The sequence below is a fragment of the Flavobacterium sp. genome, assembly GCF_041392085.1.
Taxonomy (GTDB): Bacteria; Bacteroidota; Bacteroidia; order Flavobacteriales; family Flavobacteriaceae; genus Flavobacterium.
On record NZ_JAWKMW010000007.1, the window covers coordinates 115,352 to 129,723 of the forward strand.

A 14,372-nucleotide genomic window follows, 5' to 3' on the forward strand; every position below is an offset into this window, starting at 1 on the left:
ACTTATTGATTAAATTCTATTAACAGTAAAAAAGTAAAATATACTGAGTGAATATTCATTTTTGAATCAATCTATTTTCACATTTTTGTCAAGATAATACTAAAATAAAATTATTACTGCTATTTTAATAGTTTTTTAATTAAAATATTAATGAATATAGATTTATTAAATCATTAATTAAAATGCTCTTTTTTTAAATATTGCATAATTATCATACTAATAAAATTAGTAATAAATAATATTCAATTTTTTGCATATAAGAAAAAAGCTATTTTTACCAATACAAGAACACAACATTAGGTTTTATTTAGCATTTTAAATGTGTAGAAGCAAAATAAATAAGCTATTCTTTGAAGCCTTGAAATACAGCTATTGCGGAAGAAATAGAAACTACGAAAACGTTTTAATTGGCTGTATAGTTTTTGTACAGTTATATAAAAATGATTATAAATAATATAAAATTAAATTTGAGTGTCTAAAAATCAATTTAAAAATGAAAAAATTTACTTTACTTATTATGTTATTCTTATCGATGATAGGAATCTCGCAGAACTTACTCACCAACGGTGATTTTGAAAATGGCACGACAGGTTGGGCATTTGGCTCTCCGGGTACAGTTGCAGGTGGTGAGGCTTTTTACAGCAGTACTAACGCTGGAGGAAATCTTTGGGATACCCAGTTAGTGCAAGCCGGAATGTCATTTACCTCAGGCACAGAATATACATTGACTTTCAAGGCTCGAGCGAATGCTAACAGAAACATAACTGTTGCTATTCAAAATGTAGGCATTTGGAATGATCAATTCAGACAAAGTTATGCCCTTACCACAACAATGCAAACATTTACGGCAACCTTTATTGCTCCTTCTACCAACGGAAACGTTCAAATCGGTTTCTTGATGGCTGGACAAGGTAGTACAGATGCCGTCTATTTTGATGACGTTGAAATCGTTGAAAACGAAGGTGGTGGTGGAGATATACCACCTGCACAACCAGTTGGATTCGTGGCAAATACACCAACTTCTTCAAGTGTATTTATGGCCGTGGGCCCAAATAATGTTGGTGGTGAAATTGAATACCGATTATTTTATTCTCCAACAGCAACAGCTCCTGCAAATCCTTTAAATGCTACTCAATACTTTTTTGGTAGTACGCCAGGCGATGGAAATGGTTTTAGTGCATTTGGATTTACATTGACAGGACTAGATTCAGGAACAAATTATACATTTTGGTTGTATCAATATAACTCTACAACCGGATTATATTCCTCTCCCAATGCTGTAACTGCAACAACTACTTCTGCTGGTACTGTACCACAACCTGTTGGTTTTGTTGCCATTAACCCAACTTCAACGTCAATGTTTTTAGCAGTTGGGCCAAATAATGTTGGTGGAAATATAGTTTATAGGTTATTTTATTCACCAACTGCAACCGCTCCAGCAAATCCTTTGAATGCAACTGAATATGTTTTTGGATCCACTCCCGGTGACGGTAACGGAACAGCTGCATTTGGATTTAATTTATCAGGACTAAGTTCATCCACAAACTATACATTCTGGTTGTATCAATATAATACGGCAAGTATGATTTACTCCACTCCGGGTATGTCAACAAATACTACATTATTTGCTCCGGCTCCGCTAGTGCCTCCAACTACAAACGCACCGGTGCCAACACGTAATCCAACTAATGTTGTTTCAATATACAGTGATAGTTACAGTGATATTGCAACAAATTATGATCCAAACTGGGGACAATCAGGACATAATTTAGTGAATCCAACTTTTGAAGCTGTTTCAGGATCGGGAAATAATATTTTACACTATGCAAATTTTAATTACCAAGGAACTGAAGTTACTGCAACTGATTTGTCTTCAATGGAATTTTTGCATATTGATCTTTGGACAAATGCTGCTACCTCTAATGCTATAATCCAAGTAAGCCCAATTAACGCAGGCTCTGGTCCTGCAGAAGTTTTAGTGACTATTAGTCACATTCAAGGACAATGGGTTAGCGTAGATATCCCTAAAAGTGCATTTGGAGGCATGACATGGGATAACGTTGTTCAAATGAAATTTGCCGCGAATGGTCCGGGAAGTACAACACCAATTGATATCTATTTGGATAATGTTTATTTTTGGAACAATCCAGGTGTTAGCACAGATGCAACTTTAAATGATTTACAAGTAGATTTTGCATCAGTTGATGGTTTTGATTCAGCTCAACTTACCTATACTTATAATATTCCATTTGGTACAACCGAAATCCCACAAATAACATCAGCTACACCAAATAGTGGAGCTGCTTCTGTGGTAATTACACAAGCTTCAACTTTACCTGGTAGTGCTACTGTTTTAGTTACAGCAGAAGATGATTCAGTACAACAAACGTATACTGTTAATTTCTCGTTTCCGCCACCTCCTGCTCAACCGGTTGGTTTTGTAGCATTCAACCCAACGGCATCAACTGCATTTTTAGCTTGTGGCCCGAATAATGTTGACGGAAATATAATTTACAGATTGTTTTATGCTCCAACTGCAACCGCTCCGGTTGACCCCACTACCGCACCAGAATATAATTTTGGTGACACAGCTGGTGATGGAGGCGGAGCTGGTCCTTTCGGATTTAATATCCCAGGACTAAATTCAAGTACAAATTACACGTTTTATTTATATCAATATAACATTGAAACCAGTCAATTTTCTTCTCCTGGTACTGCTTCTTTAACAACTTTATGTTTACCTGTAGATTGGTATAATGATATTGATGGAGATGGCTTTGGAGTTGATTCAACAGTAATTAATAGTTGTGATTCACCGGGCACAACCTATGTATTAGTTGGCGGCGACTGCGACGACACTAACAACACGGTTTATCCGGGAGCGACAGAAATCTGCTACGATGGATTAGACAATGATTGTGATGGTATTATCGACAATGGTTGTACACCAATAGTATCGGTTGTTCAACCGGCACAATGTGGAATAACCTTACCAACGATTGACAGTTATGTTTATGCTAATTTGGTTGCAGGAGCACAAGGATACCGTTTTAGAGTAACCAATTTATCAACCAATGAAGTACAAACCATTGACAGAGCCTTACGTGTTTTCCGTTTTACACAATTAACAAACTATGCCTTTGCAACAGAATATTCGGTTGAAGTTTCAGTGCGAATCAATAATGTTTGGCAACCGTTCTACGGGACACCATGTAATGTTTCTACACCGGATACTACTACACAAGTCCAAGCTTCTCAATGTAACACGGTTATCAGTAACGTGAACAACGCTATCTTTGCTGATATTGTACCGTTTGCAACGGGTTACCGCTTTAGAGTAACCAATACGTTGAATCCAATCGATGTACAAACTATTGATCGTCCGATTAGAGATTTTAGAATGAATTTGTTGTCAAACATTCAATTCAACACAACGTACAATGTAGAGGTAGCGGTTAGAAATACAGACGGAGAGTATTTATCGTATGGTCCTGTTTGTAACATCACTACACCATTGTTCCCAACAGTAGGATTAGAAGATGCACAATGTGATGAGTACTTAGTAAGTTCAAATACAGAAATCTTATATGCGGAATCCTATCCGGGTGTTGAGCAATACAGATTCTTATTGGAGAATGTTGGTTTAGCTTACAGCCAAACGGTTGATAGAGCCACAAGAACAGTTACATTGAATAACTTCTCAGGTTTAGTACCGGGTGAGATGTATACTGTACGCGTAGCAATTCGCTTAAACGGCGTATGGGGACCTTACGGAAAATCTTGTAGTATTATTACTCCCGGAGGAGAAATTATACTAATCCGTCCAGGGGACTCAATGGGAGGAACAGAATTTAAAGCAATTGCTTATCCAAACCCATTTGAAACAAGCTTTACCATTGATGTAAGAACGTCAAACACTGAAGCAGTAAGTTTGACTGTGTACGACATGACGGGCAGACTTTTAGAAGTGAAAGAAGTGAAAGCTCAAGATGTAACTAACTACCAATTCGGAGAGGGTTACCCTTCAGGTGTTTACAACTTGGTTGTAACACAAGGGGAAGAAACGAGAACCGTACGAATGATTAAAAATTAAGTTCTAAAAATTTAAGCAAAATAAAAATGCCTCTCTTCATTGAGAGGTATTTTTTAATTTGTATATTCTACGAAATTTTTTATATTTTGAGAAAGTAAAAGAGAGTATGTCACGAAAGGTGAAAACAAAAACAGTTATGAAAAACATTAAAATCTTACTCGCTACATTTAGTTTTATTGTATCCGTAAACAGTATTCAAGCACAAGTGGGAGTCGGTACAACCAGTCCAAATGCTGCTTTAGACATCACTTCTACCAACGAGGGTTTATTGATTCCCCGAGTAGCTTTGGTAAATACAACAACGGTAACAGTTTTAACCGGAACGACTTCTGAATTGGTTTATAACACAGCCACGACCGGCGATGTAACCCCAGGATTTTATTATCTAAGCACGGCTACAGGCCCTTGGATAAGATTAGCCACAGGAGGTTCAGGTTGGCAAATTACAGGAAATACCGATATTGTAGACAATGTTAACTTTATGGGAACTGCTGCAGGAAACAATGTAGACGTAGCTTTTAGAAGAAATAATGTGGCTGCCGGAAAAATAGCTTCGACCAGCACTTCGTTCGGTGTGGGAGCCTTGACTGCCGGAACAGCATCCAATAGTACTGCTTTTGGTAATAATGCTTTATTACTTAATACAGGAGACAACAATGTTGGTGTAGGAAACGCAGCATTAGCAGCTAATGTTTCCGGGATTCAAAACACGGGAATTGGAAACAGTGCTCTTACATCTAACACAGGAAGTGCTAATTCTGCACTTGGATTTGAGGCATTACGAACTAACTCTAGCGGTAATAACAACACAGGAATTGGTTTTGAAGCCATGCGTGGAAATACCACTGCAAGCAACAACACCGGTATTGGTTTTCAAGCCTTGCGAAATAATATTGTAGGTACAGATAACACTGCTGTTGGTTTTCAAGCATTAAATAACAGCAGATCTAATTTTAACACTGCAGTAGGTGTTCAGGCAGCTACGTCAAATTTTAATGGTACATCTAATACTGCGGTTGGTTATCAAGCGTTATCAGACAACACCAATGGTTCTCAAAACGTTGCTATTGGTGAGCGTTCCCTAGGAAGAAACTCAGGAAGTGCGAATACTGTAATTGGGTGGGAAGCCATGTTTGGCACCGCATCCACTTCTAGTAATTCAACAGCAATTGGATGGCATGCGTTGTTTGCCAACCGAGGCAATAACAATACTGCGGTAGGTTGGAATGCTTTACAAGGCAATACAACCGCCATTGGTAATACGGCTGTAGGTTCAGAAGCACTAAACAATAACACTACCGGAGCAAACAACACAGCCGTTGGACGTTTTGCAGGCTTTGCCGCAACTTCTTCCAATGGAACATTTATTGGATATAATGCCGGTGCCTTTTCAACAGGAACTCAAAACACTGCTGTTGGAGCGAATGCATTAGATGAAAACGCAGCTACAGCACGAAATGTAGCTATTGGTTATAATGCCTTAACAAGTAACACCGCTAGTAACAACACTGCAGTGGGCCATAGTGCTTTACAAACTGTTGGAGCAGGCTCCGGAAATGTGGCCATAGGTTATCAAGCAGGTTTTGCCGAAACAGGTTCAAATAAATTATATATTACAAATTTTAATTCAACACCTACAACATCCTTGATTTATGGTGAGTTTGCTCCAACAAGAATTCTAAGAACAAATAGCACTTTTCAAATTGGTGACCCGACCGGAACGGGGTACCAATTTCCGGTGGCTCGAGGAACAAACGGACAAATTTTAGAAACGGATGGAACAGGTGTTTTGAGTTGGGTTGACCCAAATGCTTCAAAATCAGTAGCGAGAGCTACTTTATTGGCTAATCAAGCTCTTGGAACGGGTGGCTGGGAAAAGATTAGTTTTAATAATGTAGTATTTGACACTAACACTGAATTTGCGGTTGCCAATAACCGATTTGTTGCTTCACAAGCCGGTTATTATCAAATTAATGCCGGTATGCATACAGACAATCAAAGTAACAATCAATTTTATTCAATTGGTGTATATGTAAATGGTGTTTTATATCAAGAAACAAGTGGAAATCACTTTGGTAACGGCCCGGTTCATCGAAACATTAATTGTATGGTAAACTTAGCCGTTGGCGGATATGTTGAAATTTATGTTCAAAATTATCAAACCGGCGTGGTCGTAGATAGTTTTCCGGCTAAAACATTTTTTGAAGTGCAAAGGGTGAGATAAATTCAATTATTTCACAATAAACAATGTGTAAAGAAAAAAAATCGATACACTTTCAACCCGATAATCGTAAACCGTGATTATCGGGTTAATTATTTTATTTAAACATAATTCTTCTAAATTAAACCAACTTTGTCAATCAGTAATTTCTATTTTCAAACATAGCTCTCTATTTTTTAGCAAAAATTTGATAGAATCTATATATTTGAAGTTTATTATCTATTTACATTTTCTTGTAATCAAAAAAGATTTTCAATGTCAATCTACACTCGCTCATTATTATTTCTTATTTCAATTCTTTTTTGGGGTTGTTCTTCTACATTACAAGGCAATGAAAAAAAATGCTCTAAAATTTTAAAGAATAATTTTTCTGAGATTCAAGAAGCTAAGTTTATATCCGTTATCAATAAAGATTCGTTATTTCTAAATGAAGTACAATACGTTTGCGTTTATTCTTCAATGTATACTAAAAAAGGAATGTATGATCGATTTGGTAAATGGAATAAAGTAATTTATCCTCAGAAAAGTACTCATCCTATTTTGGTTTGGGAAAATGTGGCTCTATTTCCTGCTGACCCTACTTTATTTACCGTTGCAGCTTTGGGGTTAGAAAGTAGATCGAGCATTTATGCCTCCGTGCTTGTTTTTGACCAAAATAGAGAAGATATGCTACGGGAAAACAGTCCTTATAAAGCAAAATTAATTGATTATTTTGGTGAAATGATTAAATCAGACGACAGTTTAAATAGTAATTTTTATGAAACGTATTGGAAAATGGTTGATTCTGAAAGATGGGAATTGATAAAGAAAAGTAAAAAATAAAATAATGACCAAAAACATTTTCACCCCCGAAGTAACTCAAGAATTAATTAACCGCATCAATCAAATCACTCCAACCCAGCAGACTTTGTGGGGAAAAATGAGTGCCGACCAAATGTTGGCTCATTGCAATGTGGCTTATGCGTATACGTTTGAACCCGAAAAGTTTAAAAAACCTGGCTTTTTAATGGGTTTTATGCTAAAGACTTTCGTAAAAAAAATGGTGACCGGAGAAAAGCCTTATCCCAAAAACAGCCGGACATCTCCTGAGTTTGTTGTGGTTGGTTCAAAAGATTTTGAAGCAGAAAAAGCAAAACTCATTGCGTATGTTTGCAAATGTCAAGAATTGGGGGAATCGTATTTTGAAGGAAAGGAAAACCATTCGTTTGGAAAAATGACTTCCAAAGAATGGAATGTTTTATTTTACAAACATTTGGACCATCATTTATCGCAGTTTGGAGTGTGATTTCCATAAAATAAAATACTATATAATTTTAAAAGTGACTCCTAGAAACTAGGTTTTTTTTTACTTTTCTAGTAAAAACTATTAAATTGCAGCTCAAGATTACAAAAGAAAATAAAAGAAATGAAAACTACTTTTTTATTTATAACCTGGCTTTTTATTCATTTTAACGAAACCTATCAATTTGATTATCGGTTAGTGTATGAAAATATTTCCGTAAAAAATAATACTAGAAAGATTCAACACTTTTATACCAACAGCGAAAATAATCATTTTCATGCCGTTACTTATAATCTTGAAAAAGACACCATGAAATTCTATTTCCGAGACAATAACAAAATGACGATAATGCTAAATTTGGAAGGGAATTATAAAAGCCCGGGGAAAGTTGTTATTCCGGACTCCCTCACAACTAATTGGAGTGGAAAAAATATAGCTAAAGAGCATTATTTTTTTTCTAAAATGAACGATACAATTTTAGGTGAAAAAAAATATACTCAAATTAAACTTTCCCCTCTAAATCCAAAAAGAGCAAAACGCAAAAAAATTGGTTATGAAATCTATTTAGTAGATACAAATATCAAGATGAAACCCTTTTTTAACGAATCGCTTGCGTTTGAGGTTTGGAGAGAGAAAAAAAACTTTCCAGATGGACTTGTCGTTGAAAAACATTATTATTCTTATGACGGAAAACTTTCCTACAGTCAAGTTTTAAAAGAAGCATCTCCGGTTAGTTTTGAATTGATAATTAAAAAGTAGGTCTATAAAAGTTTATACCGTCTAATATAATTAAAATATAAATATATGAAAAACATTTATGTATTCTTAGCCTGTTTATTATTAATCGCTTGCCAAAACAATGCTCAACCGCAAGATCCGATTCCTACACACGAGTCATTTACTATAGAATCCAAAATACTGACTGAAACACGCACCATTAATGTGTGGACACCACCAAATTATAAATCAAGTAGTGATTCACTCGCTGTTTTATATATGCCGGATGGTGGCATAAAAGAAGATTTTCCGCATATTGCCAATACGTTGGCAGAACTTATCGCAAGCAAACGCATTAAACCGGTTATTTTGGTTGGTATTGAAAACACAGTGCGTCGCAGAGACCTTTCGAGTCCAACCGAAGTGGAAGAAGACAAGAAAATTGCTCCCGTGATTGGCGGTGCTGAAAAGTTTAGAGAATTTATTGCAAGCGAACTTTTTAAAGAAGTTAACCAACGCTATCGCACCAAAACTGAAAAAGGAATCATTGGCGAATCGCTTGCCGGGCTTTTTATCGTGGAAACACTATTTAATCATCCTGAACTGTTTGATTTTTATATTGCGATGGATCCTTCACTGTGGTGGAATAATCAACATTTGGTAAAAAATGTAAAAACCAACTTAGCTCAATTTCCTGCATCGCCAAAACGGTTTTGGTTTGCGGGTTCCAATGCGAAAGACATTGCGAAACACACGAAAGAATTAGCCAAAATCCTAACCGAGGTAAACCCGACCAACCTAAAATGGACCTATTCCAACGAACCTAAAGAAAAACACCATACGATTTATCGGGCCACGAAAGAAAAGGCTTTGGTTTGGGCGTTAGGGAATTAATGGGGAAATTAGTCAATGTGCCAATTAGTCAATCGGAGGAGATTTTTGGTAGATTAGTGTTTAAAAGAAGATGAATAATACTAAATAAATCCATTTTCATCTATTATAGCAAAGCTATTAAAATCAGCTTGAATCTATTTCATCCGTTCAATCCGTGTTCCATTAACAATTAAGTAGTTTATGAAATCTACAAAAAAGAACAAGAGCGACAAAACTCAAACGTGGAGTGTCGCTCTTGTCAACCTAACCAATAAATAAACAAACTTTATATAAACAACTAAAATTTAGTTGGTAATGTATTTTTCAAATTCTTTGGTCTTCACTCTTGCTTTTAAATCGTGAAGCAAATTATATAAACCAAAGAATGTTCTGTTAATGTATAAAAAGTGTTTTGAACCTCTGTTGCCGTTCATTTTTCGCAATTGGGTGTCTTTCGAGAACTCCTCGCCCATTTTGGCAATCGCTCCAAAAAATTTTTCATCTGAAAAATCAAAGAAATCGCCGTGAAACGGTTGCGTAAATAAACTCAACAACTGATGAAACAGCTTGGTGAAATACTCGATTTCTTTGGGTGAATCATCGGTTCGTAATATTTCTAATTCAAATAACTTTTCATTAAATAATTTTGGGTTTCCAATGATTTCCGGACGAGCCAATTCAAAATACGGTACATAAAACTCTTCCGGAACTTGTTTGATACAACCAAAATCAATCGCAATTAAATTCGCATTCTCATCAATTAAAAAATTTCCCGGATGCGGATCGGCGTGCACTTGTTTTAAATGATGCATCTGGAACATATAAAAATCCCATAACGCTTGACCTAACTTATCGCCTTTTTCATGGTTAGAATTGTGAGCTGTAAACTCTGATAGATGTTCACCTTCCATCCAATCCATCGTTAAAATTCGTTTTGACGAAAGTTCTTCATAATACTTCGGAAATCGCAAATTCGGAATCATTGCACATGCTTCGGCAATAAATTTTCCTTGTTTTAGCTCCAAGTCATAATCTGTTTCTTCCATTAATTTATGTTCAACCTCCTTGAAATATTTCTCAGAATCTTTTCCTTGAAGGTTGAACATTTTAATAGCAAAAGGTTTCACTATTGCCAAGTCTGAACTGATACTTTCCGCTACGCCCGGATATTGAATTTTCACAGCAAGATTTTTCCCATTCTTTGCGGCTTTGTGCACCTGACCGATGCTGGCCGCATTAATTGAATCAGGCGTAAACGAATCATATAGTTGTTCAGGATATTTTCCCAAATAATTTTTAAATGTCTTTCTTACCAAGGGAGCACTCAACGGCGGCACCGAAAATTGTGCCAGCGAAAACTTTTCAACATAGGCTTTCGGCATAATGTTTTTCTCCATGCTCAGCATTTGAGCCACTTTCAACGCACTTCCTTTCAAATTCTTGAGTCCGTCATAAATATCCTCTGCATTGTTCTCGTTCAATTTATCTTTTGTCAAACTCGGATTCACTACTTTCTCGCCGTAATAAGCAATGTAATTTCCTCCTACTTTCAAACCGGTTTTCACCAATTGTCCCGCACGTTCAATTTTGTTGGTTGGTATTTTATCTAAAGTTTTCAACGGCTAATAATTAAATTTTTCTTTCCAAACAAATTTTCCCAAATCCATTAAACTGTCCAATGGAGTGGTGTCTAACACATCAAAAGTAGCTTTCACTGCTTTTTCAATCATCACGTCAGTTTTTTCAAATCCTTTGGAAGTATCTTCCAACCAAAATTTCAATATAAATAAAAACTCAACCCAAGCACATTCTATATAAAGCGGTTTTGCAATCTTGTTGACTTTAAAATCCTCTTCCGAAGTCTGCGTGTTCATCATATCTACGATAAAACTTTTAAAATGGTTTCGAAAAGTTTTTAATTGTTGTAAATTTTTCAACATGTTCTTTTCTTCCTTCAAAGCGAACACCACATAACTTCTATTTAATGTCAAAATTTCAATCAGTGAAAAATACAACGTAAGCAATTTATTTTTGTTAGAATAAGTATCATAATTCTTATCCGACTCCACTGCATTTTTTACATTTTCAAAAAATTTCAACCATATGTCTTGTTTCAATGCTTCCAACGAGCCATAAAAAGCATAAAAATCACTTTCTACGATTTTATTTTCTTGACAAAATTGATATACATTTTTAGGTTCTGCATTGTGTTGTAACACCTGATCCATGTATATGCTTATAATTTCATCGTCGGTAATCGGCTTTTTCTTTGATGATGCTTTCTTTGTTGCTGTCATTATTGGTCTAATTTATTGACTGTAAAGATACTGCTTTGTTTAACTTTTATCAAAATTATTTAAACAAAATATTTGTTAAAGTTTTTTCAAAAAAATTAAGTAGATATAGAAATTAATCTCTACGTCAATTTGTCAGGTTCATTGAATTGGTATTGCTTTTGTGTAGGGAGATAGTAATAATGTTTAACTTAAAATTCAAAATATGACAACCGGAAAAATTAATGTTTCTGTAGAAAACATCTTTCCTTTAATTAAAAAGTTTTTATACAGTGATCACGAAATTTTTCTTCGTGAATTAGTGTCTAATGCAACCGATGCTACTTTAAAATTAAAACACTTAACCAGCATTGGTGAAGCCAAAGTGGAATACGGCAATCCGAAAATTGAAGTGAAAATTGACAAAGAGAACAAAAAGCTTCACATTATTGACCAAGGTTTAGGGATGACAGCTGATGAAGTGGAAAAATACATTAACCAAGTAGCATTCTCCGGTGCTGAAGAATTTTTAGAAAAATATAAAGATTCTGCCAAAGATTCAGGTATCATCGGACATTTTGGACTTGGTTTCTATTCTGCTTTTATGGTGGCTTCCAAAGTGGAAATCATCACCAAATCCTATAAAGACGAACCGGCTGCTCATTGGACGTGTGATGGAAGCCCGGAATTCACTTTGGTTCCAAGTGATAAAACTGAAAGAGGAACCGAAATCATTCTTCACATTGCTGAAGATTCTTTAGAATTTTTAGAAGAATTCAAAATCCGTGAATTGTTAAAAAAATACAACAAATTCATGCCTGTGCCGATTAAATTCGGAACCAAAAAAGAAACACTTCCAAAACCGGAAGATGCACCTGAAGATTACAAAGCAGAAGAAATTGAAGTTGATAATATCATCAACAACCCCACTCCGGCTTGGACAAAAGCTCCCACGGAATTGAAAGACGAAGATTATAAAGAATTTTACCGCGAATTGTATCCAATGCAATTTGAAGATCCGTTGTTCAGCATTCATTTGAACGTGGATTATCCATTTAATTTGACCGGAATTTTATATTTCCCAAAAATGTCGGCGGATTTACAAATTCAAAAAGACAAAATTCAATTGTACCAAAATCAGGTTTTTGTAACCGATAATGTGGAAGGCATTGTACCTGAATTTTTAGTGATGCTTCGCGGAGTGATTGACTCTCCGGATATTCCGTTGAATGTTTCGCGTTCGTATTTGCAATCGGATGGCAATGTGAAAAAGATTTCCAACTACATTACCCGAAAAGTAGCGGATAAATTGAAGTCGTTATTCAACGAAAACCGAGAAGATTTTCAACAAAAATGGAATGACATTAAAATTGTGTTGGAATACGGAATGCTGTCTGAACCGAAATTCTATGAAAAAGCAGGCGAATTTGTGTTGTATCCAACTGTTGATGAAAAGTATTTCACGTTAGCTGAATTAAAAGAAAAAATTGCTGCCAATCAAACCGACAAAAACGGAAAAGTAGTGGTGTTATATGCATCCAACAAAGAAGCACAACACGGCTACATTGACATAGCTAAAGAAAAAGGGTATGAAGTATTGTTGTTAGACAGTCCGATTGTATCCCATTTAATTCAAAAATTAGAAGCCGATAATGAAAACTTGACGTTTGTTCGTGTCGATTCGGATCACATTGACAAATTGATTCAAAAAGAGGACACACAGATTTCAAAATTATCGGAAGAAGAATCAACCAAATTGAAAACAGTTTTAGAAGAATTGGTTCCTAAAGCAACATATACCGTTCAATTAGAAGCCATGGATAGCAATGCAGCACCCTTCATGATTACACAACCGGAATTCATGCGAAGAATGAAAGAAATGAGTCAAACCGGTGGCGGTGGAATGTTTGGAATGGGGAACTTCCCGGAAATGTATAATTTGGTGGTGAATACCAACTCGAATTTGGCATCGACAATACTTTCAACAGAAGACAAATCAGCTCAAGAACATCTGGTCAAACAAGCGATGGACTTAGCCAAAATCTCGCAAGGATTGTTGAAAGGCGAGGAATTGACAGCTTTTGTGAAGAGAAGTTTTGAGATGATTAAGTAAAAGTAATAAGTAACTAGTAATTAGTGATTAGTGATTAGTAAAACCTGTGAGTAGAAACTTGCAGGTTTTTTTTATGGCAATATTTTAAGATTTTTAACGTATTGTATTGTATAGTCTATTAGAAATGAAATATATTTTTGCTTTTTGTTACATTTTATCGACTTCATTTGCTTTTTCGCAGCATGGAATTTCCAGATTCAGAGAGTTTAGCTGTGATTTTGATAAAAATGGTACGTTGGATAAAGCCTATTGTACTTTAGAAAAAGGTGAATCTTTCAGTTCCATACAAACAACCATTTATTTTTATGAGGAAAACGAAATCATTAAAGAGTGCATTTCAAAAAAAATGATTTTTGAGGCAAATGATACGGAGAATAATCCTCAATTAATTTATGTAGCAGTATTTAATTACAATGAGGAAGATAATTCGATCTCGTTACTTATTCGTCGAAATAAAATCGATTATTTTTTTAGTTTTGTATATGATAATTATGATTTTGACTTACTATATCACAACGAAACTGACAAAAACGATTATTTTCGATACTTCAAACAAATAAATTTTCGAGAAAAAAAAATCATTATAAACAAAATAGATCCGGAGTCTAATGAGAATTTAATTTATAATTTTCCTTATGTAAAAAGTACTATCCCGAAGCTATCTGATTTTGAATTTCGTTCTATTGAATGGCCTAAAGTAAAATAAATTCTTATTGATTTAATTAATAGAGTTTTAAACTTCGTAAAAGTTCTGATTTTTACAAATTAATTTTCAATTTAATTATCGAATAATGAATGAA

The 14,372-nt window shown here is 35.2% G+C and carries 10 protein-coding genes; 8 read left to right on the top strand and 2 right to left on the bottom strand.

Translation table 11 applies throughout. The annotated features are described in order from the left end of the window. Window positions 1-493: 493 nt before the first annotated feature. The 6 genes from R2782_RS06850 (at window position 494) to R2782_RS06875 (ending at window position 9,207) form a co-directional block, all read left to right on the top strand. The gene (locus tag R2782_RS06850) at window positions 494-4,093 is read left to right on the top strand and encodes a carbohydrate binding domain-containing protein (protein ID WP_371267347.1); all 3,600 of its coding nucleotides are present in this window, start codon (window positions 494-496) and stop codon (window positions 4,091-4,093) included. A 136-nt stretch (window positions 4,094-4,229) separates the two neighbouring features. Beyond that, window positions 4,230-6,317, top strand: coding sequence for a beta strand repeat-containing protein (locus tag R2782_RS06855; RefSeq protein ID WP_371267348.1), 2,088 nt, complete (start codon window positions 4,230-4,232; stop codon window positions 6,315-6,317). Between the two features lie 252 nt (window positions 6,318-6,569). Next, window positions 6,570-7,136: a hypothetical protein gene (locus R2782_RS06860; RefSeq protein ID WP_371267349.1), complete on the top strand. Its 567-nt coding sequence runs from the start codon at window positions 6,570-6,572 to the stop codon at window positions 7,134-7,136. Between the two features lie 4 nt (window positions 7,137-7,140). Next, window positions 7,141-7,599, top strand: a complete 459-nt coding sequence (locus R2782_RS06865; RefSeq protein ID WP_371267350.1) for a DUF1569 domain-containing protein — start codon at window positions 7,141-7,143, stop codon at window positions 7,597-7,599. 120 nt (window positions 7,600-7,719) lie between these two features. Further along, window positions 7,720-8,355, top strand: coding sequence for a hypothetical protein (locus R2782_RS06870; protein ID WP_371267351.1), 636 nt, complete (start codon window positions 7,720-7,722; stop codon window positions 8,353-8,355). A gap of 45 nt (window positions 8,356-8,400) precedes the next feature. Beyond that, window positions 8,401-9,207, top strand: a complete 807-nt coding sequence (locus R2782_RS06875) for an alpha/beta hydrolase (protein WP_371267352.1) — start codon at window positions 8,401-8,403, stop codon at window positions 9,205-9,207. Between the two features lie 284 nt (window positions 9,208-9,491). On the opposite strand, the gene R2782_RS06880 is transcribed toward R2782_RS06875, so the two are convergent. Beyond that, window positions 9,492-10,805, bottom strand: a complete 1,314-nt coding sequence (locus R2782_RS06880) for an ABC1 kinase family protein (protein ID WP_371267353.1) — start codon at window positions 10,803-10,805, stop codon at window positions 9,492-9,494. 3 nt (window positions 10,806-10,808) lie between these two features. Next, complete coding sequence (locus R2782_RS06885; protein WP_371267354.1) at window positions 10,809-11,483, bottom strand: TetR family transcriptional regulator C-terminal domain-containing protein; 675 nt, start codon at window positions 11,481-11,483, stop codon at window positions 10,809-10,811. A gap of 202 nt (window positions 11,484-11,685) precedes the next feature. On the opposite strand from R2782_RS06885, the gene htpG reads away from it, so the two are divergent. After that, window positions 11,686-13,572: a molecular chaperone HtpG gene (htpG, locus tag R2782_RS06890; RefSeq protein WP_371267355.1), complete on the top strand. Its 1,887-nt coding sequence runs from the start codon at window positions 11,686-11,688 to the stop codon at window positions 13,570-13,572. Between the two features lie 124 nt (window positions 13,573-13,696). Then, on the top strand, window positions 13,697-14,278 hold the full coding sequence (locus R2782_RS06895) for a hypothetical protein (protein ID WP_371267356.1): 582 nt from the start codon (window positions 13,697-13,699) through the stop codon (window positions 14,276-14,278). Window positions 14,279-14,372: the final 94 nt, after the last annotated feature.

What these genes read in the sequence shown, in the direction of transcription:
- R2782_RS06850 (WP_371267347.1), top strand. Translation starts at nt 494, where the DNA reads ATGAAAAAATTTACTTTACTTATTATGTTATTCTTATCGATGATAGGA.
- R2782_RS06855 (WP_371267348.1), top strand. Translation starts at nt 4,230, where the DNA reads ATGAAAAACATTAAAATCTTACTCGCTACATTTAGTTTTATTGTATCC.
- R2782_RS06860 (WP_371267349.1), top strand. Translation starts at nt 6,570, where the DNA reads ATGTCAATCTACACTCGCTCATTATTATTTCTTATTTCAATTCTTTTT.
- R2782_RS06865 (WP_371267350.1), top strand. Translation starts at nt 7,141, where the DNA reads ATGACCAAAAACATTTTCACCCCCGAAGTAACTCAAGAATTAATTAAC.
- R2782_RS06870 (WP_371267351.1), top strand. Translation starts at nt 7,720, where the DNA reads ATGAAAACTACTTTTTTATTTATAACCTGGCTTTTTATTCATTTTAAC.
- R2782_RS06875 (WP_371267352.1), top strand. Translation starts at nt 8,401, where the DNA reads ATGAAAAACATTTATGTATTCTTAGCCTGTTTATTATTAATCGCTTGC.
- R2782_RS06885 (WP_371267354.1), bottom strand. Translation starts at nt 11,483, where the DNA reads ATGACAGCAACAAAGAAAGCATCATCAAAGAAAAAGCCGATTACCGAC.
- htpG (WP_371267355.1), top strand. Translation starts at nt 11,686, where the DNA reads ATGACAACCGGAAAAATTAATGTTTCTGTAGAAAACATCTTTCCTTTA.
- R2782_RS06895 (WP_371267356.1), top strand. Translation starts at nt 13,697, where the DNA reads ATGAAATATATTTTTGCTTTTTGTTACATTTTATCGACTTCATTTGCT.